The organism is Pandoraea captiosa (assembly GCF_902459775.1).
GTDB classification, from domain to species: domain Bacteria; phylum Pseudomonadota; class Gammaproteobacteria; order Burkholderiales; family Burkholderiaceae; genus Pandoraea; species Pandoraea captiosa.
This window is the reverse complement of sequence record NZ_CABPSQ010000002.1, coordinates 48,261-72,373: the sequence shown is the minus strand read 5'-3', so window position 1 is coordinate 72,373 and position 24,113 is coordinate 48,261. Positions and strand designations below refer to the sequence as shown.

General features: G+C 62.5%; 22 protein-coding genes. 18 read left to right on the top strand and 4 right to left on the bottom strand.

The genetic code is table 11. The features are described from left to right. Nucleotides 1-649: 649 nt before the first annotated feature. The 5 genes from rpmH (at nucleotide 650) to mnmE (ending at nucleotide 4,912) form a co-directional block, all read left to right on the top strand. Nucleotides 650-784, top strand: a complete 135-nt coding sequence (gene rpmH, locus PCA31118_RS05680) for a 50S ribosomal protein L34 (protein ID WP_010806664.1) — start codon at nucleotides 650-652, stop codon at nucleotides 782-784. 25 nt (nucleotides 785-809) lie between these two features. Then, on the top strand, nucleotides 810-1,283 hold the full coding sequence (rnpA, locus tag PCA31118_RS05675; RefSeq protein ID WP_150623887.1) for a ribonuclease P protein component: 474 nt from the start codon (nucleotides 810-812) through the stop codon (nucleotides 1,281-1,283). A 78-nt stretch (nucleotides 1,284-1,361) separates the two neighbouring features. Further along, complete coding sequence (gene yidD, locus PCA31118_RS05670) at nucleotides 1,362-1,718, top strand: membrane protein insertion efficiency factor YidD (RefSeq protein WP_084070937.1); 357 nt, start codon at nucleotides 1,362-1,364, stop codon at nucleotides 1,716-1,718. A 24-nt stretch (nucleotides 1,719-1,742) separates the two neighbouring features. After that, on the top strand, nucleotides 1,743-3,398 hold the full coding sequence (gene yidC, locus PCA31118_RS05665) for a membrane protein insertase YidC (RefSeq protein ID WP_150623885.1): 1,656 nt from the start codon (nucleotides 1,743-1,745) through the stop codon (nucleotides 3,396-3,398). A gap of 107 nt (nucleotides 3,399-3,505) precedes the next feature. Then, nucleotides 3,506-4,912, top strand: coding sequence for a tRNA uridine-5-carboxymethylaminomethyl(34) synthesis GTPase MnmE (mnmE, locus tag PCA31118_RS05660; protein WP_150623884.1), 1,407 nt, complete (start codon nucleotides 3,506-3,508; stop codon nucleotides 4,910-4,912). A gap of 60 nt (nucleotides 4,913-4,972) precedes the next feature. Here mnmE and PCA31118_RS05655 read toward each other — a convergent pair whose 3' ends face one another. Further along, a complete protein-coding gene (locus tag PCA31118_RS05655; protein WP_150623882.1) occupies nucleotides 4,973-5,830 on the bottom strand; it encodes a DUF2076 domain-containing protein in 858 nt (285 codons plus the stop codon). Nucleotides 5,831-6,306: 476 nt separating this feature from the next. On the opposite strand from PCA31118_RS05655, the gene PCA31118_RS05650 reads away from it, so the two are divergent. From PCA31118_RS05650 to PCA31118_RS05630, 5 genes are all read left to right on the top strand, one after another. Further along, nucleotides 6,307-6,660 carry a hypothetical protein gene (locus PCA31118_RS05650; RefSeq protein WP_150623880.1) on the top strand — a complete coding sequence of 118 codons (354 nt, stop codon included), beginning with the start codon at nucleotides 6,307-6,309 and terminating at the stop codon, nucleotides 6,658-6,660. Nucleotides 6,661-6,746: 86 nt separating this feature from the next. Continuing rightward, nucleotides 6,747-7,262 carry a hypothetical protein gene (locus PCA31118_RS05645; protein ID WP_150623878.1) on the top strand — a complete coding sequence of 172 codons (516 nt, stop codon included), beginning with the start codon at nucleotides 6,747-6,749 and terminating at the stop codon, nucleotides 7,260-7,262. A gap of 163 nt (nucleotides 7,263-7,425) precedes the next feature. Continuing rightward, entirely contained in the window at nucleotides 7,426-7,776 is a 351-nt protein-coding gene (locus PCA31118_RS05640) for a hypothetical protein (protein WP_150623876.1), read from the top strand. 122 nt (nucleotides 7,777-7,898) lie between these two features. Then, nucleotides 7,899-8,492, top strand: coding sequence for an RNA 2',3'-cyclic phosphodiesterase (gene thpR, locus PCA31118_RS05635; RefSeq protein WP_150623874.1), 594 nt, complete (start codon nucleotides 7,899-7,901; stop codon nucleotides 8,490-8,492). Nucleotides 8,493-8,549: 57 nt separating this feature from the next. Continuing rightward, entirely contained in the window at nucleotides 8,550-8,765 is a 216-nt protein-coding gene (locus PCA31118_RS05630; RefSeq protein WP_044457536.1) for a hypothetical protein, read from the top strand. Nucleotides 8,766-8,902: 137 nt separating this feature from the next. On the opposite strand, the gene PCA31118_RS05625 is transcribed toward PCA31118_RS05630, so the two are convergent. Further along, the gene (locus PCA31118_RS05625) at nucleotides 8,903-9,697 is read right to left on the bottom strand and encodes an MHYT domain-containing protein (RefSeq protein ID WP_150623872.1); all 795 of its coding nucleotides are present in this window, start codon (nucleotides 9,695-9,697) and stop codon (nucleotides 8,903-8,905) included. 519 nt (nucleotides 9,698-10,216) lie between these two features. On the opposite strand from PCA31118_RS05625, the gene PCA31118_RS05620 reads away from it, so the two are divergent. Both PCA31118_RS05620 and PCA31118_RS05615 read left to right on the top strand, forming a co-directional pair. Further along, nucleotides 10,217-11,809, top strand: coding sequence for a DHA2 family efflux MFS transporter permease subunit (locus PCA31118_RS05620; protein WP_246190095.1), 1,593 nt, complete (start codon nucleotides 10,217-10,219; stop codon nucleotides 11,807-11,809). A 228-nt stretch (nucleotides 11,810-12,037) separates the two neighbouring features. Further along, nucleotides 12,038-12,985 carry a DedA family protein/thiosulfate sulfurtransferase GlpE gene (locus PCA31118_RS05615; RefSeq protein ID WP_150623871.1) on the top strand — a complete coding sequence of 316 codons (948 nt, stop codon included), beginning with the start codon at nucleotides 12,038-12,040 and terminating at the stop codon, nucleotides 12,983-12,985. A gap of 80 nt (nucleotides 12,986-13,065) precedes the next feature. Here PCA31118_RS05615 and PCA31118_RS05610 read toward each other — a convergent pair whose 3' ends face one another. Further along, on the bottom strand, nucleotides 13,066-13,521 hold the full coding sequence (locus PCA31118_RS05610) for a MarR family winged helix-turn-helix transcriptional regulator (protein WP_150623869.1): 456 nt from the start codon (nucleotides 13,519-13,521) through the stop codon (nucleotides 13,066-13,068). Between the two features lie 852 nt (nucleotides 13,522-14,373). Between PCA31118_RS05610 and PCA31118_RS05605 the strand changes: the two genes are divergently transcribed. The 6 genes from PCA31118_RS05605 to PCA31118_RS05580 all read left to right on the top strand — a co-directional run bounded on the left by PCA31118_RS05605 (nucleotide 14,374) and on the right by PCA31118_RS05580 (nucleotide 23,681). Beyond that, nucleotides 14,374-16,074, top strand: coding sequence for a ClcB-like voltage-gated chloride channel protein (locus PCA31118_RS05605; protein ID WP_150625130.1), 1,701 nt, complete (start codon nucleotides 14,374-14,376; stop codon nucleotides 16,072-16,074). Then, on the top strand, nucleotides 16,071-18,098 hold the full coding sequence (gene mnmC, locus PCA31118_RS05600; protein WP_246190094.1) for a bifunctional tRNA (5-methylaminomethyl-2-thiouridine)(34)-methyltransferase MnmC2/FAD-dependent 5-carboxymethylaminomethyl-2-thiouridine(34) oxidoreductase MnmC1: 2,028 nt from the start codon (nucleotides 16,071-16,073) through the stop codon (nucleotides 18,096-18,098). The genes PCA31118_RS05605 and mnmC overlap by 4 nt, the downstream gene beginning before the upstream one ends. Nucleotides 18,099-18,622: 524 nt before the next feature. Continuing rightward, nucleotides 18,623-19,828, top strand: a complete 1,206-nt coding sequence (locus PCA31118_RS05595; RefSeq protein ID WP_150623867.1) for a cation:proton antiporter — start codon at nucleotides 18,623-18,625, stop codon at nucleotides 19,826-19,828. A gap of 3 nt (nucleotides 19,829-19,831) precedes the next feature. Then, nucleotides 19,832-20,947, top strand: coding sequence for a YbdK family carboxylate-amine ligase (locus tag PCA31118_RS05590; RefSeq protein ID WP_150623865.1), 1,116 nt, complete (start codon nucleotides 19,832-19,834; stop codon nucleotides 20,945-20,947). Between the two features lie 1,464 nt (nucleotides 20,948-22,411). After that, nucleotides 22,412-23,053, top strand: coding sequence for a MarR family winged helix-turn-helix transcriptional regulator (locus tag PCA31118_RS05585; RefSeq protein ID WP_174990352.1), 642 nt, complete (start codon nucleotides 22,412-22,414; stop codon nucleotides 23,051-23,053). A 175-nt stretch (nucleotides 23,054-23,228) separates the two neighbouring features. Continuing rightward, the gene (locus PCA31118_RS05580) at nucleotides 23,229-23,681 is read left to right on the top strand and encodes an SET domain-containing protein (protein WP_044457528.1); all 453 of its coding nucleotides are present in this window, start codon (nucleotides 23,229-23,231) and stop codon (nucleotides 23,679-23,681) included. 21 nt (nucleotides 23,682-23,702) lie between these two features. Here the strand turns inward: PCA31118_RS05580 and PCA31118_RS05575 are convergent, their stop codons facing one another. Next, nucleotides 23,703-24,008 carry a 4a-hydroxytetrahydrobiopterin dehydratase gene (locus tag PCA31118_RS05575; protein WP_150623863.1) on the bottom strand — a complete coding sequence of 102 codons (306 nt, stop codon included), beginning with the start codon at nucleotides 24,006-24,008 and terminating at the stop codon, nucleotides 23,703-23,705. Nucleotides 24,009-24,113: the final 105 nt, after the last annotated feature.

Here is a 24,113-nt window from a genome sequence, read left to right as displayed (position 1 = left end):
CGGCGCATTGCAGACGTCCGGCACCCGACGAACCACGGCGCAGCGCTCGGGCCTGGTCTCGCGCGTGCAGCCGGCTCCTCCGGCGCGCGCAGACGACAAGACCCGGCGCGCTATCCACATGGCGACGTCACCGGTACTCTGCTGGGAAAAAAATTGATGGGGGATTTTACCGCCAAAGCGTCGGCAAAGCGAGTTATCCACAGGAATGCCCACAGCACACGGATCTCCGGGCGGCCGCGCCGCGTTAACCCGCCTGACGTCGCGCGATGGCTGCGCAAATGCCCAGCAATTACGACGATTTGCCGCGACGGCGTGAATATCTTCACGTTGTCCCAATTATCCACTGGCAAAAAGTGAAGATTCCGCCAATTTCCGCCATTATCCACGGCCCCGGGGCACGCCAGTGGCGGATCCGCGACAACGGCGACACCGATCGCGCACGAGTGCATTGGACGCGATGGCTAACCTATTGACACACAACGGAAAAGCCGATTAAATAGCGGGTTCGTTAGAAAGATAACCGGATTCCTATCCAACTCCCGACGGCTGGGCCGCGCGTGAAAGTCCTTGAATTTGCAGGTTTTCACGGTGTCCTTGTGGCGTTTCACGATGCTGCTGCGCGGGAATTTTTTCACACAGTGAGTGCATCATGAAACGTACTTTTCAGCCTTCCGTGACGCGCCGCAAGCGCACCCATGGCTTCCTGGTTCGCATGAAGACCCGTGGCGGCCGCAAGGTCATCGCCGCTCGTCGCGCCAAGGGCCGTAAGCGCCTGGCCGTCTAAACGCGGTTCTCGGTCGTACCGCGGTTTGCGCGTTAAGTCCGCAAGGCGCGAAGTCCCGGCGCTGGGGTTTCCCAAAGCCGCACGACTTCTCAAAACGGATGAGTTTTCATCCGTTTTTAGTTTGCGCCCCCTGCGTCGTACCGCGCACTTCGTGCTGTATATGCGCTGGCGCGACAACGCGCCGGACACCCCTGCCGATGCCACGCCTCAAGAAGGCCGCATCGGCATTGTCGTCGGTAAGAAGCATGCACCGCGTGCGGTCACTCGCAATCTGATCAAGCGTCAGGCTCGCGAGACGTTCCGCCAGCGTCGTGCGGCGCTCGCCGGCTGGGACTTCGTACTGCGACTGACCCGGCGTTTCGACAAGGGGACGTATACGGCAGCGGCCGCGCCAGTGCTGAACACACTGTGCCAGACCGAGTTCGCGCAGCTCTTCGACGCAGCCGAGAAGGCCGCCCGCAAGCGCCGCGCGCACGACGCCAAGACGGAAGGTAGTTAGTCCCCATACGGTAGCGCCCGACCCCGGGCATGCGCCGCCCACCCGGCCACCTCGGCCGGACTGACAGGCGGAATCGAGATGCGAAGCGTGCTGTTGTTGCTCCTGCGCGGTTACAAGCTGGTGATCAGTCCCTGGCTGGGGAACCGTTGCCGCTTTCATCCGAGCTGCTCCGACTACGCACGCGAGGCCATCATCGAGCATGGTGCCGGTTACGGCACTTATCTCGCGGCCAGGCGTCTATGCCGCTGTCATCCGTTTCACCCCGGCGGTTTCGATCCCGTACCGCCGGCTCGACACGTCTGTAACGCTCCCGATCAAAACGCCGATGGCGCCGACAAGGCCGCCGGAAGCGACGCGTCGCGAGCCAAGCGGGCGGTCTCGTCCGGGCCCGCGGCCGCATCGGCAGTTACGCGCCGCGCGCCGGGCCATTCCTGAGTTTCGTCCACCACGAGTTACCGCATGGACATCAAACGCACCGTACTCTGGGTCATTTTCGCGCTGTCTGTCGTGATGCTTTTCGACAACTGGCAACGCGCCAATGGCCATTCGTCGCTGTTCTTCCCGACGCCCGAGGCTTCCGCCCCGGCCGCCACGGGCAACAACCAGACGCCGGCCAACGACCTGCCGCAATCCGCCAACGCCGCTGCGGCAGCGGGCAGCGCCCCGGGTAACGCGCCTGCCGCCGCCACCGCGCAGAAGGTCCGCATTACGACCGACGTCTACGAAGCCGACATCAGCACGCAAGGCGGCACGCTGTCGTTCCTCGCGCTCACGAAGTGGCCGGATGCCGAGGAAGCCGACAAGCACGTCGTGCTGTTCGACAACACGCCGAGCCATCAGTACTTCGCCCGTACGGGCCTGATCGGCGGGGATTTCCCGAACCACAACGACATCTTCACGCAAGTGCCGGGCCCGACCACGATGACGGGCGACACGCTGACCGTGAAGTTCGAATCGCCGGTCAAGGGCGGTCTGCAGTTGGTGCGTGCTTACACATTCCATCGCGGCAGCTACGTGATCGACGTGTCGAACACGATCGTCAACAAGACCGACGCCCCCATCAAGCCCACGCTGTACATGGAACTGGTGCGCGACGGTCGTGAAATCAGCGGCGCGAAGTTCTCGCACACGTTCACGGGTCCGACGGTCTACAGCAGCGACGAGAAGTTCCAGAAGATCACGTTCAGCGACATCGACAAGGACAAGGCGAAGTACGTCAAGCAGTCGAGCGACGGCTGGATCGGCATGGTGCAGCATTACTTCGCCACGGCCTGGATTCCGAAGGAAGGCGCCACGCGCGACAACTACATCGGCAAGCTGGACAACGGCCTGTACCGTGTCGGCGTGAAGGAACCGCTCGCGAGCATTCCCGCGAACGGCAGCGAGACGGTCGATGCGCGTCTGTTCGCCGGCCCGCAGGAAGAGCACGTGCTCGAACAGATCGCGCCGGGCCTGGAGCTGACGAAGGACTACGGTTACTTCACGATCCTGGCCAAGCCGCTGTTCTGGCTGCTCTCGAAGCTGCACGCGCTGATCGGCAACTGGGGCTGGGCGATCATCGCCGTGACCGTGATCATCAAGCTGGTGTTCTTCCCGCTGTCGGCCGCAAGCTACAAGTCGATGGCGCGCATGAAGGAAATCACGCCGCGCATGCAGGCGCTTCGCGAACGCTACAAGAGCGATCCGCAGAAGATGAACGCCGCGCTCATGGAGCTGTACAAGACCGAGAAGGTCAATCCGTTCGGTGGCTGTATCCCGATCGTGATTCAGATTCCGGTGTTCATTGCGCTGTACTGGGTGCTGCTCTCGTCGGTGGAAATGCGCGGTGCGCCGTGGCTGGGCTGGATTCATGACCTCTCGACGCAGGATCCGTATTACATCCTGCCGGTGCTCATGGCCGTGTCGATGTTCATCCAGACCAAGCTGAACCCGACGCCGCCGGATCCGATGCAGGCCAAGATGATGATGTTCATGCCGCTGATCTTCTCGGTCATGTTCCTCTTCCTGCCGTCCGGTCTGGTGCTGTACTACGTGGTCAACAACACGTTGTCGATCGCGCAGCAATGGTCCATCAACCGCATGCTCGGTACCAAAAAGAAGGAAAAGGCAGCCTGACGCATCCCGTCTAGCTGTCTGACAGACACAGCCGCCCGCGAGTCTCTCGCGGGCGGTTTTGTTTGGTGCATGTCAAAATAAGCCACTGTTTTTCAACGAATCGTTCCATGAGCGTCTCTGCCCCCACGACCGTCTCGACGGTCCCGATCGCCGCCATCGCCACCGCCCCCGGACGCGGCGGCATCGGCGTGGTGCGCGTGTCCTTCGGCAAGCATCGCGGCGACGCCGTGCAGCGCGTCATCGCGCGTCTGGTCGGGCAGCCCCTCAAGCCGCGTCACGCGTCGTATCTGCCGTTTCTCGACGGCACCGGCGAGGCGCTGGACCGCGGCATCGCGCTGTATTTCCCGGGTCCAAACTCGTACACCGGCGAAGACGTGCTGGAGCTCCAGGGCCACGGCGGCCCCATCGTTCTGCAATTGCTCTTGCAACGGTGTATCGACGAAGGCGCGGCGCTGGGGGTGCGGCTTGCCGAGCCGGGGGAATTCACGCATCGCGCGTTCCTCAACGACAAGCTGGATCTGGCGCAAGCCGAAGCGGTCGCCGACCTGATCGAGGCAAGCACCGAAGCTGCAGCTAGGTCGGCGAGCCGTTCGCTCGACGGTGCGTTCTCGCGCGAAATTCACTCGCTGGTGGATCTGGTGATCCATCTGCGCATGCTCGTCGAAGCGACGCTCGACTTCCCGGAAGAGGAAATCGACTTTCTGGAAGCCGCCGATGCTTTCGGGCAACTCGAACGCATTCGTGCGCAGTTGGCACAGGTGTTGTCGCAGGCGCGTCAGGGTGCGCTGCTGCGCGAGGGGATCAACGTGGTGCTGGCGGGGCAGCCGAACGTCGGCAAGTCGTCGTTGCTCAATGCGCTCGCGGGGGCCGAACTGGCCATCGTCACGCCGATTGCCGGCACCACGCGCGACAAGGTGCAGCAGACGATCCAGATCGACGGCATTCCGCTGCATATCATCGACACGGCGGGGTTGCGCGAGACGGAAGACGAGGTCGAACGCATCGGTATCGAGCGCAGCTGGAGCGAGATCGCGAAGGCGGACGCCGTGCTGCATCTGCTCGATACGCGCACCGGCATGACGCCGGAAGACGAGATCATCGCCAAGCAACTGCCGAAGCACGTGCCGATCGTGCGCGTGTACAACAAGACGGATCTTGCGGGCGAACCGGCAACTGTATTGCCCCGGGAAGGCAGCGCCCCGCTGGGCGTTCGCTTGTCGGCGAAGGGCGGTCAGGGCATCGATTTCCTGCGCGCCGAACTGTTGAAGATTGCGGGATGGCAGGCGGGCAACGAAGGCGTGTTTCTCGCGCGCGAGCGACACTTGTCGGCCCTGCGTGCGGCGCGCGAACACATCGAGATGGCGGATGCGCATGCGCGTCAGAACGCCGGTGCGCTCGATCTCTTCGCCGAAGAACTGCGTCTCGCGCAGGAACAACTCAGCACGATCACCGGCGAATTCACGTCGGACGATTTGCTTGGCGTGATTTTCAGTCGGTTCTGTATCGGGAAGTAACGCATCCCGCGAAGCCGCGAGCGCATGGGTCGCGCTCGCGGCTTCGTATGCCCCTCGGCGTTACAGATAGTTCGAATCGTCGTCGCTGAAGTCGCTGAAGTCACTCGCGTCAGTGTCGACGTAGTCGCCGTTGTCCCTCAGTGCATCGTCGATATTCGAGAAGTCCGAGTCCGATGCGTCGACCTGACGGTTTGCGTTGCCATTGCCATCCTCCCGGCGATTCCCGTCCTCGTAAATCGTGTTGTTGATGATGGTCTCGGAGGGCATCATGCCGCTGCCCAGGCCACTCATTCCACCGATGCCACCGACGCCACCGATTCCGCCCATCGCTGGCTGACCGAAGAAGCCGCCACCGCCGTTGCGGTGAAACAGGCTCTCGATGCCCTGGAACAGGAATGCGCCACCGGCCACGCCCGCCGCGGTCGTGGCGATGCTGCCGAGTGTGCTTCGCGCGCCATCGCCGAGCCACCCTGAGCGTTGCGCGGGGGTAGCTGGTGGTGCGGGTGGTGCGGACGGCTGTGCCGACGCAGGCGCTTGCGTTGGCGTCGGGTAAGACGCCTGGGCAGCCGCAGCGCCTGCATTGCCAGCGCCGCCGAGCCCATACCCCACACCGGCTGCGCTGCCTGCGTTACCTGCATTCCCCCACGTATTGCCGCCACCGAGAAATCCGTCGTGGCCGTGGAGAGCGCCGCCCTGCGCTGCCTGCAACTGCGCTTGCAACGTCGCGATTTGTGCACGCGCCGACACCAGCGCCTGATCGAGCAGCAACGCGCGTTGCACGAGCAGATACGCGGCGTCCGGCTGACGACGAATGGCATCGGCGATCAATGCTTCGGCCTGTTCGTCCTTGACGCCTGCCTGCGCTTGCGTGAGTTGCGTGAGAAAGCCCTGAAGTGTCTGCAATTCCTGCTGGTTCATGATCTGCCTCTGTGAGCGACACGAGTGTGGTGCGAATGCGATGACGTGTCCGATGTCTTGTCCTGACAGCGTCGCTGCTGCGGATGACGAACCCAGTATGCGAACCGAACCTTAAGCGGATCTTAAGACGCCCACGCCATAGGTCATCGCTTGTCGGGATGCGCTTGCGATGGGCCGCAATTGGTCGCGCTTGGCTTGCGAGCTGCAAACGACACGCGCGCCATCGAGAGAGAGGAAGTGCACGCGAAGTGCAACGGGAAGTCACGACACGAAGGTAATGCTTTGAAACACTTCTAACAGGGATCGTAATTGCCCGACTGCGGTGCGGGGCCTAGACTCTGATGCGTCAACTCCAGGGCGGTGTGGCGTCGGAGGTACATCGAGGCGCAAGTCACATCCGGTTGCATTCCGCTCATTTGCGACGCACGCCAGGCGGAATTCACAGCGCCCGGCGTTCGTTCTTCGAGGTCCGTGTCGTGAAACGTCTTCCTGTTGTCCTTGGCTTCGTCGCCGTGGCCGCTGCGATGGCCAGCAGCAGCGCCTTCGCCTGGCATGGCGGTGTGCGCGTCTGGGTCGGCCCCGGCTATTACCCGTATCCCTACGCCTATCCCTATGCTGCGCCCGCGCCGTACTACGCGCCGCCGCTCGTCGTTGTTCCCAGTCAGCCGCAGCAGTACATCGAGCAACCGCAGGCCGGCGCACAATACGACAGCCCGGGCGCAAACAGCGACACCTGGTACTACTGCGACAAGGCCGGCGCTTACTATCCTTACGTGAAAACGTGTCCTTCCGGATGGCGCGAGGTCCCCGCCCAACCGGTATCGAACTGATCGGGAGACACGTGATGTCATTCGAATCGCCTATCGTGCACGCACGCACCGCTTCCCGAACAGGCACCGCGGCACGCTCCCGCCGCATGCACCGCCTTCTGGCACCCCTCGTCATCGTCGGTGCGACCGCCATGCTCGCCGGTTGCGTGGTGGTCCCCACGGGCCCGAGTCTCATGGCGCTACCCGGTACGGGCAAATCCTTCGACCAGTTCCGTCAGGACGACTTCAACTGCCGCCAATATGCATCGGGACAAAACGGCGGCGTCGACGCCACCGCGGCGGCCAACAACAGCGCCATTGGCAGCGCCGTGCTCGGTACTGCGCTCGGCGCTGCCGCCGGTGCAGCGATCGGTGGTGGTTCGGGCGCGGCGATCGGCGCCGGGGCGGGGCTGCTTGCAGGGGGTGCCGTCGGCGCAGGCAATGCCCAGACGTCTGCATACCTGACTCAAAGCCGTTATGATCAGGCCTACATTCAGTGCATGTATGCCGCCGGTCATCGCGTTCCCGTTCGTGGCGATATGGTTTCGTCGCAGCCGGTCCAGCGCTATGCCCCACCCCCGCCACCGCCTCCGGGCTGGCGGCCGCCAGCCGGCAGCTACTGATCCCATTACACCATTCGCGATACGGCAGACGCAGCACAGTGCCAGTTTTGTGTCTGCCCGCATGAGCATTTCGATGACCCTCGATTCGACTGTCCGCCACACCTCCCACCCCCGTGACACATCCGCATCGCACGCATCGCGGGCCTTGAGTCATGCGCCGGGGATGATGCGTTCCGCTTCCGCCGCTTCCAGCGTTGCTGTCGCCGCAGTCGTTGCGATCGCAGCGCTCGTCGCCGCGCCACACGCGCGCGCGCAGAACACGTCGGCCCCCCTTAACAGTGGCGGGAGTGGCGCGAGTGGCGCGAGTGGCGCGAGTGGGGCGGGCAACGCGTCGACGTTCAACCCGTCGGCCGACATCTCGCGCGCCGTGTCCCGCGACACGACCGACGCTGCGATCCAGAACAACTGGAACACCATCACGCGACCGCCCGTACAAGCCAGGCCGGAAGAGAAGCCGGCCGATACCCCGCGCCGCAACCGTCGCGGTATCACGCCGGGCATTTCGACGAACTGACGCGATAACCTGAAGCGACGATCTGGCCCGACAGACCGGCTCAGGGTTGTCCGGCTGGCATTCGCCGGATCCCCCGTCTACTATGAGAATCATCAGCAGGATCCACTCCCTCTGGTGTTCTCATGCGACTCTTCCTTGCTCTGTGGCCCGGGCCGGGCGTGCGCGCGCAACTTCACGACTGGGCCAGATCGGCTCACGAAGAATGCGGCGGACGCGTGCTTCGCGCCCAGACCTTGCATCTGACGCTCGCATTTCTCGACGAAGTCGATCCTGCGCGTCTGCCCGTGTTGCTCGCGCTCATGCAGCGCACCCCGCTCGAAGCGTTCACCCTGACGTTCGATCATCTCGGCTACTGGTCCGATCGCAAGATCGTCTGGGCGGGCGCGCAAGGGGTGCCTGACAGCCTCGTGGCGACGCGCAATACGCTGCTCTCGCAATGGCGCGCAACCGGCGCACGGGTGGTGACGCAATCGTTCCGCCCCCACGTCTCGCTACTTCGTCATGCGCGCCGCGCGCCGACCGACCCTTATCCGCATCCGCTGGTCTGGCACTGCGACGGCTACGTGCTCGTGCATTCGGTGCGCACCCCGCGCGGGCCGCATTATCGTCTGCTCGCCGAGCATCACAGCGGACGCACCGAGGGTGGCGAAGGCTTTTTCGAAACGTCTTCCGAGAAATCGCCAATGCCCGCAACGCAATACGGTATAGTCGGATGACGATATGCCGGCCGTCCGGTCGGCGCGTCGGTTTCTCGTCATTCGCAGGAGGCTCAAGTGCAAGTCGGATCGATCGTCAAATCCAATCACATCGCAGTGCCGCGTGGTGCCGTTGGCATCGTGATCCGTGTGCTGGGTCACATGGCGATGGTTAAGTGGTATGCCGGGCAACCCGGCGCGTCGCGCGAACTCAACACTGAACCGTTCGATATCGTCGACCTGATCGAAACAGGCGACGTCATGCCCGTCGGGGGCAGCCCCATCCTGCACTGAACATCGTGCGGCGTCGCAAGGCGCCAGGAAAGTCAGGCAGCACTGGCAAGACAACAAAACGCCGGCCCGTCTTCCGATGGGCCGGCGTTTTGCATCAGGACCGTATCAGGACCGTGACGGGCGCTCGGACCGATCTCTCAGATGTGCCCCGCACGCTGACGCATCAGCGCTTCGAGCCTTGCAGCCATGCGCTCGCGACGTTTGCGCGACGTGCGATGCAGCAGCACCGCCATGGCGAGCAGCACGACACACGCGATGAAGAACACGCCGTAGGGCAGCGTATCGCCTTGCAGACGCAGACTGATCTGCGCACGCGTCTCGGCGGTACAGATGATCGTGCCGGCCCGCATACCGGTGTAGTGCATGCCGCACACGGCAACGGCCATCACCAGCGCCGCCAGCGCCCGTTGCAGACTCGTCTCTAGATGGAACGCCAGCCACAGCGCCACACTGGCCGCCACAATGGCGATCAGTACCGACAGGGCGATGATCGTCGTGTCCCACTCGAAATACGCCTGCGTGCGCATCGCGCTCATGCCGAGATAATGCATGCCCGCGACACCCAGACCGGCACCCACGCCCGCGATCGAGCACTGCAGGGCACTTCGGTACGGTGCGCGCGCAACAAACCACAGCGCAATGCCGGACACGATCACGGCGAGCACCAGGCTTCCGAGCGTCGGCCAGAGGGAATAGGAAACAGGGAACGGTAGGCGCTGCGCAGCCATTCCGATGAAGTGCATGCCCCAGATGCCAATGCCACCGAGTGCCAGCGCAGACACCACGACATAACCGGGACTGATCCGTCCGTCTTCGTCGCGAATGCGCGACGCGGCCACCAACGCGACATAGGCCCCCAACGCCGATATCACGAAAGACAGCAGGACAAGGAACTCGCTGTAGGAAAGAGGAACGACGCTACCTGGCTGCATGGGCTTATCCTGTGATTTCGCTGCCGCCCGAACGCCGATGAGCGAGGGGACGCGAGTGTTTTCTTTTTGTAGCCTGCGAGACATCGACGACGGCACGTCAGCGCCCCCGCGACAGCGACATTGCATCGCTGACATCTGGCGCTAACGGCGATTCAATCCCGCTGCCTCTACGGCGTCAAGGGGCAAAAATGACTGACGGTCGCCTTCGCGGGAGGAATCGTCGCAAGCTCGGCGGGTCACCGGAACTTCGCCGTCTGCAAACCCTTACGGGACGCGTGATTCACGAACAATGAGCCAGATTGCAAGACATCGACGGGCGTAAGCTGACAATTTAGAGAGCCGGTTCCAAACCTGCGTCGCACAGCGCGCACGATGTGCGGCACCATCCGGGGAAGACGTCGAGCGCTTTCGATGGCTTTCGACAGCTTTCGACCGGAAGTTTTGACCGCAAGGCATGCGGCCTCGTCCATCCGACACCGGCCCGTGCGAGGCGACGACCATTTCAGGGAGAGGCATTACATGGCAAACGCCGCTACCGGACCCGCCGCTGGCGCGCCGCAAAACGAACAGAATGCACGGGGCACACAGGGCGCACCGCTCACCGGCGGACGACTGGCCATCCTGACCATCGGACTGGCACTGGGCACGTTCATGGAGGTGCTCGACACGTCCATCGCGAACGTCGCCGTGCCGACCATCGCCGGCAGTCTGGGGGTGTCGAACAGTCAGGGGACGTGGGTCATCAGCTCATACGCCGTGGCCGCCGCCATTGCCGTTCCGCTCACCGGATGGCTCGCGCGGCGCGTGGGCGAAGCCAAGCTCTTCGTCATGTCGGTCACGGCTTTCACGATTGCCTCCATGCTCTGCGGACTGGCGCCCAACATGGAGTCGCTCGTCATCTTCCGCTTGCTGCAAGGACTGGTATCCGGCCCGATGGTGCCCCTCTCGCAAACCATTCTGTTACGCAGCTTTCCCGAGAAAAAACGCGGATTGGCGCTCGGGTTATGGGCGATGACCGTGATCGTCGCGCCCATTTTCGGCCCTGTGATCGGCGGATGGATCACCGACAACTACACCTGGCCGTGGATCTTCTACATCAATGTGCCGGTCGGCGTGTTCTCCGCGGTGTCATGCCTCATCCTCCTGCGCGGACATGAAACGAAGACGCAGAAGCTGCCCATCGACGTGATCGGTCTGGCGCTACTGGCCGTGGGCGTCGGTTCGTTGCAGATGATGCTCGACCTGGGCAAGGATCGCGACTGGTTCAACAACAGCCTGATCGTCACGCTCGCGATAACGGCGGCGGTTTGTCTGTCGTTCCTGATCCTGTGGGAGCTTACGTCGGACCGACCGGTCATCGACCTCTCGCTGTTCAAGGACCGCAATTTCGCGCTCGGCGTGGTGGTGATCTCGTTCGGCTTCATGACGTTCTTCGCCTCGGTGGTCATCTTCCCGCTGTGGCTCCAGACCGTGATGGATTACACGGCGGGCAAGGCGGGGCTCGCGACCGCGCCAGTCGGTCTGCTGGCGCTCGTGCTCTCGCCGATCATCGGGCAAAACATGAATCGGCTGAATCTTCGAGCCGTGGCATCGTTTGCGTTCCTTGTCTTCGCTGGCGTGTCGTTCTGGAATTCGCATTTCGCCCTGAATCTGTCGTTCGCCAAGGTCATCGAGCCGCGGCTCGTCCAGGGCATCGGCATCGCCTGTTTCTTCGTGCCGGTCACGACCATCACGCTGTCGAGCATTTCGGACGAACGGCTGGCGGCCGCCTCGGGATTGTCGAACTTCTTTCGCACGCTCTCGGGGGCCATCGGCACCGCCGTGAGCACGACGATGTGGGAAGACCGCGCCATCTACCATCACGCGCGGCTCGCGGAGCACGTCACACCGTATTCGGACGCCACCACCAGTTACCTCGATCAGCTACGCCAGGGCCTGGGCCTTGCGAACGGCGCCGACATCGGCATGCTCAACGACGTGGTGACGCGCCAATCCTTCATGCTGGCGACGAACGACATCTTTCATCTGTCGGGCTATGTCTTTCTCGCCATGGCGGTGCTGGTCTGGCTGACAAGACCGAAAAAGGGCGCGGCGCCATCGATGGGACACTGAAGCGCGCGGATCCGCCAGGTTACGACGTCGCGCCGCCAATAGGCGCGGAGTGGTCTGGCGCAACGGCAATCGTTCCAGAAAAGCAACAGTACTTTTCGGCTTCACGGCTTCTTGCCGTCATGGCGCGGCGCTAACATGCGGTATTGCGCGCATTGGTGTCAGATTCGTTCGTCTTCAGGCGACCGACGGCGCCTTCGCCCACCTCTTTCTGCCCAACAGGTACCCGGCATGTTGTTCGATATGATCGCCCGCTTCGGGCTCTGGCTCGTCTTCCTGAACATCTTCGGACAGGCGCTGGGATTACCGTTGCCGGCTTATCCCACGCTCATCGTCACGGCGTCGACCTCGCTTTTCCCGCCGTTGCTGATCGTGGCGCTGGCCGTCGTGGCCGCACTACTGGGCGATGCGCTCTGGTTCCTTGCCGGACGTCGCTACGGTCACCACATCCTGCGCCTCATGTGCCGTTTGTCGATCTCGCCCGACACGTGTGTGAGCCGCACGGAAGGGGCGATCGGCCGTCACGGCGTGCGCGTGCTGATGTTCGCTCGTTTCGTGCCGGGACTCTCGGCATTGTCGGTGCCAATGGCTGGCGCGCTTGGCGTGTCGTGGCGCACGTTCCTGTTGTATGACGCCATCGGCGCCGTGCTCTGGTCGGGGGTCGCCGTGGCGCTGGGCGTCGGCTTCGCATCGCACATCGTCGCAGTGCTCGACGCCTTCGACACCCTCGGTCGGGGTGTGCTGTGGCTCGTGGTCCTCGTCTTCGCGTTGTATTTGCTCAATCGCTGGCTGAACCGTTACCGGTTGCTGCGCTCGCTGCGCATGGCGCGAATCGGCGTGCAGACGCTCGAAGCCTGGATGAAGGACGACGTCACGCCGGTCGTGATCGACGTTCGCTCGGCCGCGCGCCGCGCCGTCGACCCTTTCACGATACCCGGCGCACTGGCCGTCGAACCCGATGAAATCGCCGAGAAATTGCGCGACGTGCCGCGCGAGCGCAGGATCGTCGTGTTTTGCGCGTGTCCCAATGAAGTGACGGCGGCCAAACTCGCACAGCAACTGCGTCAGCAAGGGTTCACGGAGGTGCGGCCGCTGCTCGGCGGACTGGATGCCTGGCGTGACGCCGGTTACACCGTCGAGAAAATCGACGGCATGGAAATGCTCGTGCCGGCGCACTAAGTTTCCAAGGCGTGCACGTTAGGTTGTGCACAACTGAATGACGCGCGTCTTTCCGCAAGGGGACGCGCGTTTTGTTTTTGTCAGGCGTCGTTGAGTGCGTCGCGCAGTTGTAGCAGGAGGTTTCGCAAGGTCTTTTGTGCGGTATCGGACTGCCCGGTCGCTGCCTGAATCTGGGCGGGAACCTGTCGCGCCTCGCGGCGCAGATTCACACCACGTGGCGTGAGGTCGATGAAGACCTGGCGCTCGTCTTCTTCCCCCCGCCGTCGCGTCAAAAGTCCCATCGTTTCCAGTCTTTTCAGCAACGGCGTCAACGTACCGGAGTCAAGCCCGAGACGCGCCCCCAGCTGATTGACCGCAATGTCGTCCTGCTCCCAGAGCACCACCATTGCAAGGTATTGCGAGTAGGTCAGACCGAGTCTGTCGAGCATCGGCTTGTGTGCTTTGGTCATCGCCAGTGAAGCCGCGTACAACGCGAAGCCCAATTGATCTTCCAGACGCACGGGCGTTTTTTGTGCGGCCTTTTTGCTAACTGCCATTCGGGTATTACGCTTCATTTCCAATTCGATTGCGCGCCATTCTATTTCACCGCGTGGAATGTGACCAGCGAAGTGACGTGTCTGGAAAAGTGCCGGGCAGCTTGTGTTTGGGAACGTTCGGTGCGCGAGCACGGCGCTCGTGCTCGTGCCATCTGCGCCGCGACATGAAGGATATGAACGGCCAGCGTGTGGCAGAACGCCGGTGCAAAAGGACCGGCTGCGTGCCGCGCAGCAATCCCCCCGGATGGCGACAGGGCGCGCTCTCTGTGCCCGCCGCTCGCCAGAACGCCTCCAAAAGAACGAGGCATTTACGCTTCACCGCCTCGAAATTTACCTTTATCTGAATACGGTTCAGAAACGGCGTGCAGCGCAGACGGTCGCGAAAATCCGGCGTGCGGACGTCTCCTGAAAAATGCCCGGAAAACGAGTAGCGCCGACGTCGATGAACGATGCGAGGCGGTTCGAACACGTTGCAGCGTGCCGTCGAATCCTCGCGTCAGGCCCTTTAGAAACACGTTATCTGAGCAATCCTCAGTTTCTAGGAGAAAATGCGCGCATCACGCTGCCGGCGGGATATCTGTGCAGGAGCCGATCGGCAGCCGCCATCGCCCGCCACGAAAACCGTCATAAATCCACCGCGCCGCACGCTCGGGCGTCCGGCTCAGCGCGACATCAAAATGCGAAGCGAAAATTACGTTACCTGAGCAAAACTCAGTTTTTGACGTCGACGTCGGGTGCCCGTGGGTCGCTTTCAAAAAAAGGCGTCGGTCGATACCATGAGGCCCACTACGACAACAACTCTGTCTCTTATCCGTGTCAGCAGTGTCCGCCTGGGCCAAATCGCCCGTCGTTGTGTGGGTGCGCCGTCAATTCGCCCCGAACACCCTGCAAATCACGCTGCTGCTTGCCGGCATCGTCGGGCTGCTGGGGGCGTTGGCCACTGTCGCGTTTCGTGAAGCGCTCTCGGGTCTGCAATTTCTCCTCGCGGGCCATCGCAGCGGCATGGTCGAGCTGGCGCAAAACTACGACTGGTGGCAGCGGCTCCTGCTGCCGAGCGCGGGGGGACTCGTCGCCGGACTGATCCTCCAGTACGCCACGCTCTGGGTGCCGAAAAAGGGCGCCGACGATTACATGGAAGCGATCGCGATCGGCACGGGCGTGCTCAGCCTTCGGCAAACGCTCGTCAAAAGTCTGTCGTCGCTGTGTTCGGTCGCGTCGGGGGCGTCGATCGGCCGGGAAGGCCCGATGGTCCAGCTCGCGGCGATGTTCGCCTCGCTCGTCGGACGCATACTGGCGTTCCCGCCCGAGCGCTTGCGGCTGCTGGTGGCGTGTGGCGCGACCGCAGGCATCACGTCCGCTTACAACGCCCCGATAGCGGGGGCGCTCTTTATCTCCGAGATCGTCTACGGCTCGATCTCGACGGCCACGCTCGGGCCGCTGGTCGTCGCCTCCGTCATCGCCAATATCGTCATTCGTCAGTTCCTCGGTTACGACGCGGTCTATCAGATGCCGCGCTTCGACTTCGTCTCCGGCTGGGAAGTCTTTTTCTATGTGGGCCTCGGCCTGCTGGCCGGCGTGCTTGCGCCGTTGTTCCTGCGCCTGCTCGACAGCGCCAAAGCGCGCTTTAGCGCCTTGCCGGTCCCGCTGTTCCTGCGTCTTGCGCTCGGCGGACTGGTGGTTGGTGCGCTGTCGTTGCAGGTGCCACAGGTCTGGGGCAACGGTTACAGCGTCGTGAATTCGATTCTGCATACGCATTGGGCGTGGCAAGCGCTGGCGATGGTGCTGGTATTCAAGGTGCTGGCGACGGCATCGTCCGCCGGGTCGGGCGCCGTGGGCGGGGTTTTCACGCCGACACTTTTCGTGGGCGCTGCGCTTGGCAGTCTCTACGGCCTGGCGATGAATGCGCTGGCGCCTGCGACGGCATCCGTGGCGAGCAGCTATGCCGTGGTCGGCATGGGCGCGTTTCTCGCGGCGACCACGTATGCGCCGCTGATGTCGATTCTGATGATCTTCGAGATGACGTTGAGTTATCAGGTCGTGCTCCCGCTCATGCTGGCATGCGTTACCGCATACCTGACGGCGCACACGATTCGTGCCGACTCCGTCTACGCCAAGTCGTTGCGACGCAACCTCGTGGCCGGTCGCTGGCTGTCGATGACGGGCGAGGGCAGTGACATGCGACTGTCGTCGCTCGCCGTGGACAACGATGCGGTGGTGAGCGCCGCCGACAGCTCGGATGTCATCGGCGAGCGCCTCATCGAGACCGGCTATCGCAATCTCGTGGTGCGCGCGCAGGACGGTCGTCTGATCGGCACGCTCGACGCAGCGCGCTGGTGGCGGCGGCAGGCGACGGGCGAGCCGACGCTCTGGACCGAAGTGGTGACGCCTTGCAAGGCGCTCGACGGCGACATGGCGCTCGTGAGCGCACTGCGCGCCGTGGGCACGATGCACGCCGACTGGGTGCCGGTAGCGGACGTCGACGGGAAGTGGCTTGGCGTGGTGTCGTTGCCAGGACTGATCGACATCGTGACGCAAGAGCGGGGGAGCGAATGAACCGTCGTGCGGGCATGGGGCCACGGGTCCCGTTTGAGCCGATCACCCCGGCGCAGCCGTCGACCACGGAAGACGGCACGCCGTATTCCGAAGCGTTCGAGGACGTCTATCACAGCGTGGGCGGCCCGCTCGGTCAGGCGCGCTATGTCTTCCTCGGCGGCAACGGCTTACCCGAACGCTGGCGCGGCCGCGAGCAATTCGTCATCGTCGAGACGGGTTTCGGTCTGGGCCTGAATTTCCTCGCCACATGGGCCGCCTGGCGCGATGACCCGCAGCGGCCCGCACGGCTACATTTCGTGTCGGTGGAGAAGTATCCGTTCCGCCCTCAGGATTTGCGACGCATGCTCGAGCCGATGCTCGTGCAACCGGGCATGTCCGAGCTCGCGCCGCTGGTGCAACGCTTGTGCGATGGGTGGCCGGCGCCGGTGGCGGGCTGGCATCGACTTGAACTCGCCCCCGGCGTAGTGCTGAGCGTGGGCTTCGGCGACGCGCTGGATCTGCTGACGCTGCTGCGTGTCGGCGCGGACGCCTTCTACCTCGACGGCTTCTCTCCGGCCAAGAATCCGGATATCTGGACGCCGGACATCTTCAAGGCGCTTGGACGGCTGGCACGTGACGGCGCAACGCTCGCAACATACACCGCCGTGGGGCAGATTCGACGTGACCTGATCGCTTCCGGCTTTCAGGTCGCGCGCCATCACGGCTACGGCCCGAAGCGCTCGATGCTGGCCGGTCCTTACGCACCGCCGTACCGCATGCGGCGCTATGACCCGCCGGTCGCGCCATCGCCTCGCGCGCGTGAGGCGATCGTAGTGGGCGCCGGTATGGCCGGGGCCGCCATGGCGCGATGCCTCGTGGCGCGCGGATGGCGCGTGCGTCTGTTCGAACGGGCGCAGGCACCGGGTTCGGCGGCCTCGGGCAATCCCGCCGGGGTATTCCATCCGCAACTCTCGGCCGATGACAACATCTTGTCGCGCCTCACGCGCGCCGGCTTCCTCTATGCGCTCTCGCAGTGGCGCACCTTGCCGGGCGGCCTGCCCGGGCGGGCGGACGGGCTGCTTCAGGTCGCGACGTCCGACGACGAAGCCCTCGCCTTACAGCATCTGCTGGGTACGCACGCGTATCCGGAGTCGTACGCCAAGTGGGTGGATGTGGCGCAGGCTTCGGCACTCGCCGGGGAGACGCTGGCCCATAGCGGCGTCTGGTATCCCGAGGGCGGATGGCTCGCGCCCGCGATGCTGTGTCGCGCGGAACTGGTAGCGGCGGGTGCCTCGCTGGACGCACGTTACGGCGTGAGTGTCGAGCGCCTCGCACGTCGGGAGGACGGTCGGTGGACCGCGCTCGACGAAACCGGACGGGTGCTGGCTGAGGCCGATGTCGCCATCGTCACGGCAGCCGACGTCTCGCAAAAGCTGCTCTCCCCTTATCTGTCGTCCGAATTCGTGCCGCTCAAGCGCGTTCGGGGACAGTTGACCTTCTTGCCCCCGGACGCCTTGCCAGGCTTGCGCGTTCCTGTCTGTGGCGATGGCTATGTGGCGCCGTCGCCGCTGGGCGGCGCAGGTCCGATCACGGGGGCGACATATGGTTTCGACGATCCCTCGCCCGACGTGCGACTCGCCGATCATCAGGCCAATTTGCGGCGTCTGGCCGTCCTGTTGCCCGCCCATGCCGAAGCCTTCGGCGACAACGGGCTCGCCAACGAGCATGCAGCCGAGGCGCTCGGCGGACGCACGGCGTTCCGGGCGCTGCTACCCGACCGACTGCCAATGGCGGGGCAGTTGCCGGACATGAACGCGATCGAACCGCGAAGACGGCGTCTGACCGGGGGCCACCTGCGGGATCTGCCGCGACTGGACGGCCTTTATGCGAGTTTTGCGTTCGGGTCGCGAGGGTTGGTCTTCGCGTCGTTGTGCGCGGAACTCGTCGCCAGTCAGATCGAGGGCGAACCGTGGCCCATCGGCAGCGATCTGGCAGACGCCATCGATCCGGCGCGTTACCTGATGCATGCCCTGCGCAAGGCGTGAGCCGAAAGGCGGCGGACGGCTTGGGTGAACGCTCGCACGGGTATCCACCGTCAACATCATCAGACAAAACCCGGCGCCGTCCGCTGTTCACGTGGTTCGGACCGGATCGGGCCGCAGCCTCATGCGTCTTCACTCTGAAAAGTCGGATCTTGAGATTAAATCGAATCTGACCCTATAGGGGTGAAAAGCCCGCCCCATGCGGGGCCGACGCGCCCTCTGGCGCTCGCCCCCGTACTTTCCGACCTTTTCGATGAATGCGGCAATCTCCGACGCCACGCAGGAGTCTGCGTCAGCCGTTGGCAGAAGGTAAAACCGATCTCAGGAAGCTAATGCCCCGGACATGCCCGCCGGGCGGGGCTCGGAGCATCGTAACGACCGTTTGAAAGCCTCGGAAACCGACTGTGGCAAAATGACCCCAACCCTTCGGGTTCGTCGCGCATTTGTCCTTTGTCTGCAACCCCGCGCGCGACTTTCTTTCCTTTTCACCACTTGATGCGCCGTCAAGCGGCGCAAAGCGAGCATTAATGACGTCGGAACTGTCCCTTTTCCCGGGCTGGCCGCCGGCGCCCGATCCCGTTTTCTTCGCCGGGCTGGCATTGGTATTTGCCGGACTCGCCGGGGAAATCTGTTTCCGGAGACTGCGCCTGCCGCGCATCACCGGTTACGCCGTGGTCGGGCTGGTCGGTGGCGCCCTGGGTCTTTCATCCATGCTGGACGCGCAGACAAGCGCGGCCATCCGGCTGCTGATAGACCTGGCGCTGGGCCTGCTGCTGTTCGAACTCGGCAGTCGCCTCAACCTGAAATGGATGCGATCCAATCCATGGATCATCGTCACCAGTGCGCTGGAAGCTTTGCTTACCTTCGTCGCGGTCTACGCGGTGTTGCGTGTCTTCAGCGTATCGCCGCTCACGGCGGTCCTTATCGCGTCAATCAGCATGGCGACATCGCCGGCGGTGGTCATCCAGCTCAAGAACGAGTTGCGGGCCGAAGGCCAGGTGACGGAACGTCTGCTGGCCCTGGCGGCGCTCAACAGTGTGTATGCGGTCGTAGCGGTCAAGCTTGTCTACGGCTGGATGCATCAGGCGTACCACTCCAGCTTCTGGGTCGTGCTGTTCCATCCGCTCTACCTGCTGATCGGGTCGATCGTTCTGGCATTCGTGCTGGCCAAAGCCTGCAATCTGGTTTTCCGCAAGTTCGGCAGTCAGGACCACCATGCCTTCGTAATGCTCATCGGCCTGATCATGCTCATGGTTGCGCTGGTGCACATGCTCAAGCTGCCGAACTCGCTCACGCTGCTCCTCGCCGGAATCATTTTCCGGAATCTGGATGAGCGTCCGCAGCTGTGGCCGGCGTACTTCGGCACGGCTGGATGGTTGCTGGCCGTGGTGCTGTTCGTGCTCACGTCGCTCGCATTCCAGTGGGAATACCTGGTGCTCGGCGGATTGGCGGCGCTGGCGATCATCGTCGTTCGCGGCGCAGCCAAGGTCGTGGGCACGGTGGCCGTCGCGCATCAGGCCGGTATCAGCTACAAGCAGGCCATCGCGCTCGGATTGTCGTTGTGTCCGATGGCCAGTCTCGCGTTCGTACTCGTTGCCGATACGTACGACATCTACCCGCAGTTCGATCCGATGCTCAAGGCAGTGGTGATGTGCACCATTGCCGTGCTGCAACTGGTGGCACCGCTGGTGGTCTATTGGGCATTGGCCCTTGTCGGTGAACGGAAGGATTAAGCCATGTCACTAGAAGAATTCATTCCCTCGAAGCCCTGCACCTTCGGGGTGGAGCTGGAAATGCAGATCGTCAATCGTCACGATTACGATCTGACCAAGGCGGCCGCCGACGTCATGCGGCTTGTCGCCAAGGAAACGCACCCGGGCGATATCAAGCCGGAGATGACCGAGAGCATGATCGAGCTCTCAACCGATATCTGTCATCACCACAGCGATGCGCTTACGCAACTGCGTCGGGTGCGCGACGTGCTGGTCTCGGCGAGCGAGCAGCTCAATGTCGGGCTGTGTGGCGGCGGCACGCACGCTTTCCAGCGCTGGAGCGAGCGGACCATCTACGACTCGCCGCGCTTTCACTTCCTGTCCGAACTCTATGGCTACCTGGCCAAGCAGTTCACGGTTTTCGGTCAGCACGTCCACATCGGGTGCCCGGATCCGGACAGCGCGTTGTACCTCTTGCACGCGATGTCGCGCTACATCCCCCATTTCATCGCGCTGTCGGCCTCGTCGCCGTACGTGCAGGGGGTGGATACCGGGTTCCACTCGGCCCGTCTGAACTCCGTTTTCGCGTTCCCGCTGTCGGGTCGTGCGCCGTTCGTACTGAAGTGGTCGGACTTCGAAGCCTACTTCGACAAGATGGTGAAGACCGGGGTCGTGGAAAGCATGAAGGACTTCTACTGGGATATTCGTCCTAAACCGGGTTTTGGGACGATCGAGGTGCGGGTGATGGATACCCCCTTGTCGGTGGACCGCGCGGCCGCCATTGCCTGTTACATCCAGTCTCTGGCCCACTATCTGCTCAATGAGCGCCCGTTCGAGCTCAGCGAGGACGATTATCTGGTTTACACCTTCAACCGCTTCGAGGCCTGCCGTTTCGGTCTGGAAGGGGCTTACGTCGATCCTCAGACGGGTGAGCGCTCGATGCTGGGCGATCACATCGCCAAGACCCTGGACCTGATCAAGCCGCATGCCGTGGTGCTTGAAGCCGAGGCTGCCTGCGAAGACATCCGTCAACTCGTCTCGTCGGGCAAGAACGACGCCGTGTGGCTTCGCGAGGTGCACGCCGATGCGAAATCGCTTAACGAGATGGTGCGTCAGCAATGTCTGCGCTGGGCGACGTGATGAACGGGATCGCCCGAACCCCGCGCTATCGACCGTGAACCGGTCGGTGTGAGGAAACCCCGCCTTGGCGGGGTTTTTTATTGCCCTGGCTCCCATGGCGAGACATGCGGCAGCCGATCGGGGGCTGCTCGGCCGTCGGTATGTGCCCTTTCTGCAGTCATTCGTGCGGCACACCGCTTGGAGCGCATGCCTTTCGTGCCGCTCTCAGAGGCAAAACCCGTGGGAAGTGGCTTCCAGACACCGGAATTACGCATCGCCAGCGCTGCGTTTTCCACTGTTCAGGCCGACAGGGTTTTGCCGTTTTCGCGTCGCTCGTAGCAAGGTTTTAAGGTTTTAATAGGTTTACTGTATGTATACATAGTAGTAGTTAACAAAGGCAGCCAGCTCCTGTGGATAACCACAGTTAACGTTGTGTAAACAGGAAGTTGCCGGAATGAGAACTGGATGGACAAACAGCGGGTATCCCGAGAACAACTCTGAACAGTTTTCGACCCCTGTGGAAAGATTCGCGACTTATCCCGAACCCATGCACAACTAGTCCGATAAGTTATCCAGAAAGTTATCCACAGGCGCTTAAATTTTATGCAGAGCACCCCCGAAAACCCTGTTTTGTGGATAATTTTGACGTTCTCGCTTTGGCCAACCGGTTCGCGGCTACAATCTCGCCACTTGTTTTTGCGACCTGCCGGACGTGGTGTAAGAAGTGAGCGATGTTGGTTTTGCTGGCCGTAACGAGCGAGAGCGTCCTTACCGTCAAATTTCTCAATTCGCGTGTCCCGATGCCGCTGCTTGCGGACGCGCCGATCAGTGCTTTCCCTTTTTTCTCGCCCGACACAGACCTCGGAAGCTGACGACCGACGGTTGTGTTTCGAATCATTTGCGTTCTGTCCGAAACGCAGGGGAATTCGTGCGCGCGCGTCACGAGCGGAAGACGATGCGGGGATATCTCGAATATCGAGGGAATTTCGTGGGGGACGTAACAGGGACGCGGCGTTCGGCAAACGCATCGCTACGGTCTGCGAGCCACGTCCCACGCGGGTTTGCAGGCCGATTGAAAATTGGTGTGGGGTACGACGTGCTTTGATACGGCGCGACGCGTTACACCAATTCAGCAAACGATGTAATTCGCATGGGATGCGAAATGATTTTTGTCTATACGCCGCTTGATCAAACAAGTGCGCAGGACACCAATATTTTGTAAACATCGTGAGTAGGATTTGGGAGATCAGTACAAGAACTGATACGCCAAAATTCAACTCAGAACACACAATGGAATCGTGGTGGGGCGGCGCGTTCAACAGCGACTCGCCGTCGAGTATCGACACGGAAGTAGCTTAGGGTTTCCCCCGGGCGGGGCGCCAAAATATACGATGCATGAGGTCAAGACGTGTGATGCACCGCCCGTGAGTTCATTTGACAAGCTGTTTTATCGACGTATAGTTTTTAGAAATCCTAACGAAAATCATGGCTACCCCGACCCCACTTGATGAACCGCTCTCCAAGCGCGTAACGGCAGGCTTGTTGCGCATGGGAACCGCGTTACGGAGCCACGCCTGGGAAGGCGCGGCACTGTCTGGATTGACGCCGACGCAGGGTGAGATTCTTACGCTCCTGCTCATGCGCGGCGTACCGATGCGACTGGGCGAGATTGCGGAGGATGCCGCCCTGACGTCGGCCACGGTCAGCGAGGCCGTGAGTACGCTGGAAAGCAAGGGGCTTGTCGAAAAGCGGCGCGACGCCAACGATGGTCGTGCGCTGGCGCTGCGGCTCACCGCGAAGGGACGCACGTCGGCCAAGCGGGCGTCGCAATGGGCAAGTTTCGTGACCACGGCCGCCGATCTGCTGAGCGAAAAGGACAGGGCACAGCTGTACCGCATGCTCGTCAAGCTCATCTCGACAATGGAGAGCCGGGGCGATGTGCCGCAGCAGCGCATGTGCCTGACGTGCGAACACTTCGAGACGGCGGCGCGCGGCAAGGGCACCTACCATTGCAACTACTTCAATACGACCTACGACGACTCGCGACTCGCACTCGACTGCAATGCCCATGTCGAGGCGGATCTGGCGACGCGTAACAAGGTGTGGAAGCTGTACAGCAAGACCTGAGCATCGGGCCATCGTCTGTCGCGCTCGGGTGTTGCACCCGAGCGGCGCGAATCAGGGGGAGAACGTCATCCACGACCGGGTGACGTTTTTTTTTCGTCCGACGTTGTCACGCACATGTCCGTCGCGTGCCTGTACACTGCGCTTTTTTGCATCCACCAAACCTCATCGCATAGAGATGGCAGCCAAGCGCAGAATCGAAGTCAGAAAGTCAGGCGTCCACGGGAAGGGTGTGTATGCGGTCAAGCGTCTCAAGAAAGGGGACCGCGTGATCCAGTACAAGGGCGAGATCATTTCGTGGCGCGAGGCCTTGCGCCGCCATCCGCATGATCCGGCGCACCCGACGCATACCTTTTATTTCAGCCTGGAAGACGGACGCTGCATCGACGGCAAGGTCGACGGCAACAATGCTCGTTGGATCAACCATGCCTGCTCGCCGAACTGCGAGGCGCGGGAGGAAGGGGATCGCGTCTATATCTATGCGATGCGCGATATCGATGCGGGCGAAGAACTCTTCTACGACTACGGTCTCGTGATCGACGCCCGCTACACCAAAAAACTCAAACGCGAATACGCCTGTCACTGTGGCAGCAAGGCGTGTCGCGGCACGATGCTCGCGCCGAAGCGCTGAGCATGTGACGCCGGTGATGCGTCAGCCCGACGTGCGATCGCCGGCGTACTGATCGATGGCTGTTGCCAGATCGATGTCGCGCTGCGTGAGGCCATCGGCGTCGTGCGTCGATAGCGTAATGTCCACGCGGTTATAGACGTTGAACCACTCCGGGTGATGGTTCATGGTCTCCGCCTTGAGTGCGACCTGCGTCATGAAACCGAAAGCTTCGTTGAAGTCGTGAAACGTGAAACTGCGCTGGATGGCGTCGCGTCCGACCACCTGGTGCCACTCGGGCAGCACTTCGGCCAGCGTGGCGCGTTCCTCGGATGAGAGTCGTGTTGTCATGGCATTCCTTTCAAAGCATTTGATGCGAGTTGGTTGCAGCTTTGGTGCGATCAGGTGCCGATCGGGCGAATGCAAACATTCGAACGGATGGGAATCCACCGGCAC

Bases quoted from the DNA above. Each gene is read 5' to 3' on its own strand.
- mnmE (WP_150623884.1), top strand. From the start codon at position 3,506: ATGAGCGTCTCTGCCCCCACGACCGTCTCGACGGTCCCGATCGCCGCC.
- PCA31118_RS05590 (WP_150623865.1), top strand. From the start codon at position 19,832: ATGTCACTAGAAGAATTCATTCCCTCGAAGCCCTGCACCTTCGGGGTG.
- PCA31118_RS05640 (WP_150623876.1), top strand. From the start codon at position 7,426: ATGATGCGTTCCGCTTCCGCCGCTTCCAGCGTTGCTGTCGCCGCAGTC.
- PCA31118_RS05645 (WP_150623878.1), top strand. From the start codon at position 6,747: ATGCACCGCCTTCTGGCACCCCTCGTCATCGTCGGTGCGACCGCCATG.
- PCA31118_RS05625 (WP_150623872.1), bottom strand. From the start codon at position 9,697: ATGCAGCCAGGTAGCGTCGTTCCTCTTTCCTACAGCGAGTTCCTTGTC.
- PCA31118_RS05655 (WP_150623882.1), bottom strand. From the start codon at position 5,830: ATGAACCAGCAGGAATTGCAGACACTTCAGGGCTTTCTCACGCAACTC.
- yidC (WP_150623885.1), top strand. From the start codon at position 1,743: ATGGACATCAAACGCACCGTACTCTGGGTCATTTTCGCGCTGTCTGTC.
- PCA31118_RS05585 (WP_174990352.1), top strand. From the start codon at position 22,412: ATGGCTACCCCGACCCCACTTGATGAACCGCTCTCCAAGCGCGTAACG.
- mnmC (WP_246190094.1), top strand. From the start codon at position 16,071: ATGAACCGTCGTGCGGGCATGGGGCCACGGGTCCCGTTTGAGCCGATC.
- yidD (WP_084070937.1), top strand. From the start codon at position 1,362: ATGCGAAGCGTGCTGTTGTTGCTCCTGCGCGGTTACAAGCTGGTGATC.
- PCA31118_RS05580 (WP_044457528.1), top strand. From the start codon at position 23,229: ATGGCAGCCAAGCGCAGAATCGAAGTCAGAAAGTCAGGCGTCCACGGG.
- thpR (WP_150623874.1), top strand. From the start codon at position 7,899: ATGCGACTCTTCCTTGCTCTGTGGCCCGGGCCGGGCGTGCGCGCGCAA.
- rpmH (WP_010806664.1), top strand. From the start codon at position 650: ATGAAACGTACTTTTCAGCCTTCCGTGACGCGCCGCAAGCGCACCCAT.
- PCA31118_RS05575 (WP_150623863.1), bottom strand. From the start codon at position 24,008: ATGACAACACGACTCTCATCCGAGGAACGCGCCACGCTGGCCGAAGTG.
- PCA31118_RS05615 (WP_150623871.1), top strand. From the start codon at position 12,038: ATGTTGTTCGATATGATCGCCCGCTTCGGGCTCTGGCTCGTCTTCCTG.
- PCA31118_RS05610 (WP_150623869.1), bottom strand. From the start codon at position 13,521: ATGGCAGTTAGCAAAAAGGCCGCACAAAAAACGCCCGTGCGTCTGGAA.
- PCA31118_RS05595 (WP_150623867.1), top strand. From the start codon at position 18,623: ATGACGTCGGAACTGTCCCTTTTCCCGGGCTGGCCGCCGGCGCCCGAT.
- PCA31118_RS05620 (WP_246190095.1), top strand. From the start codon at position 10,217: ATGGCAAACGCCGCTACCGGACCCGCCGCTGGCGCGCCGCAAAACGAA.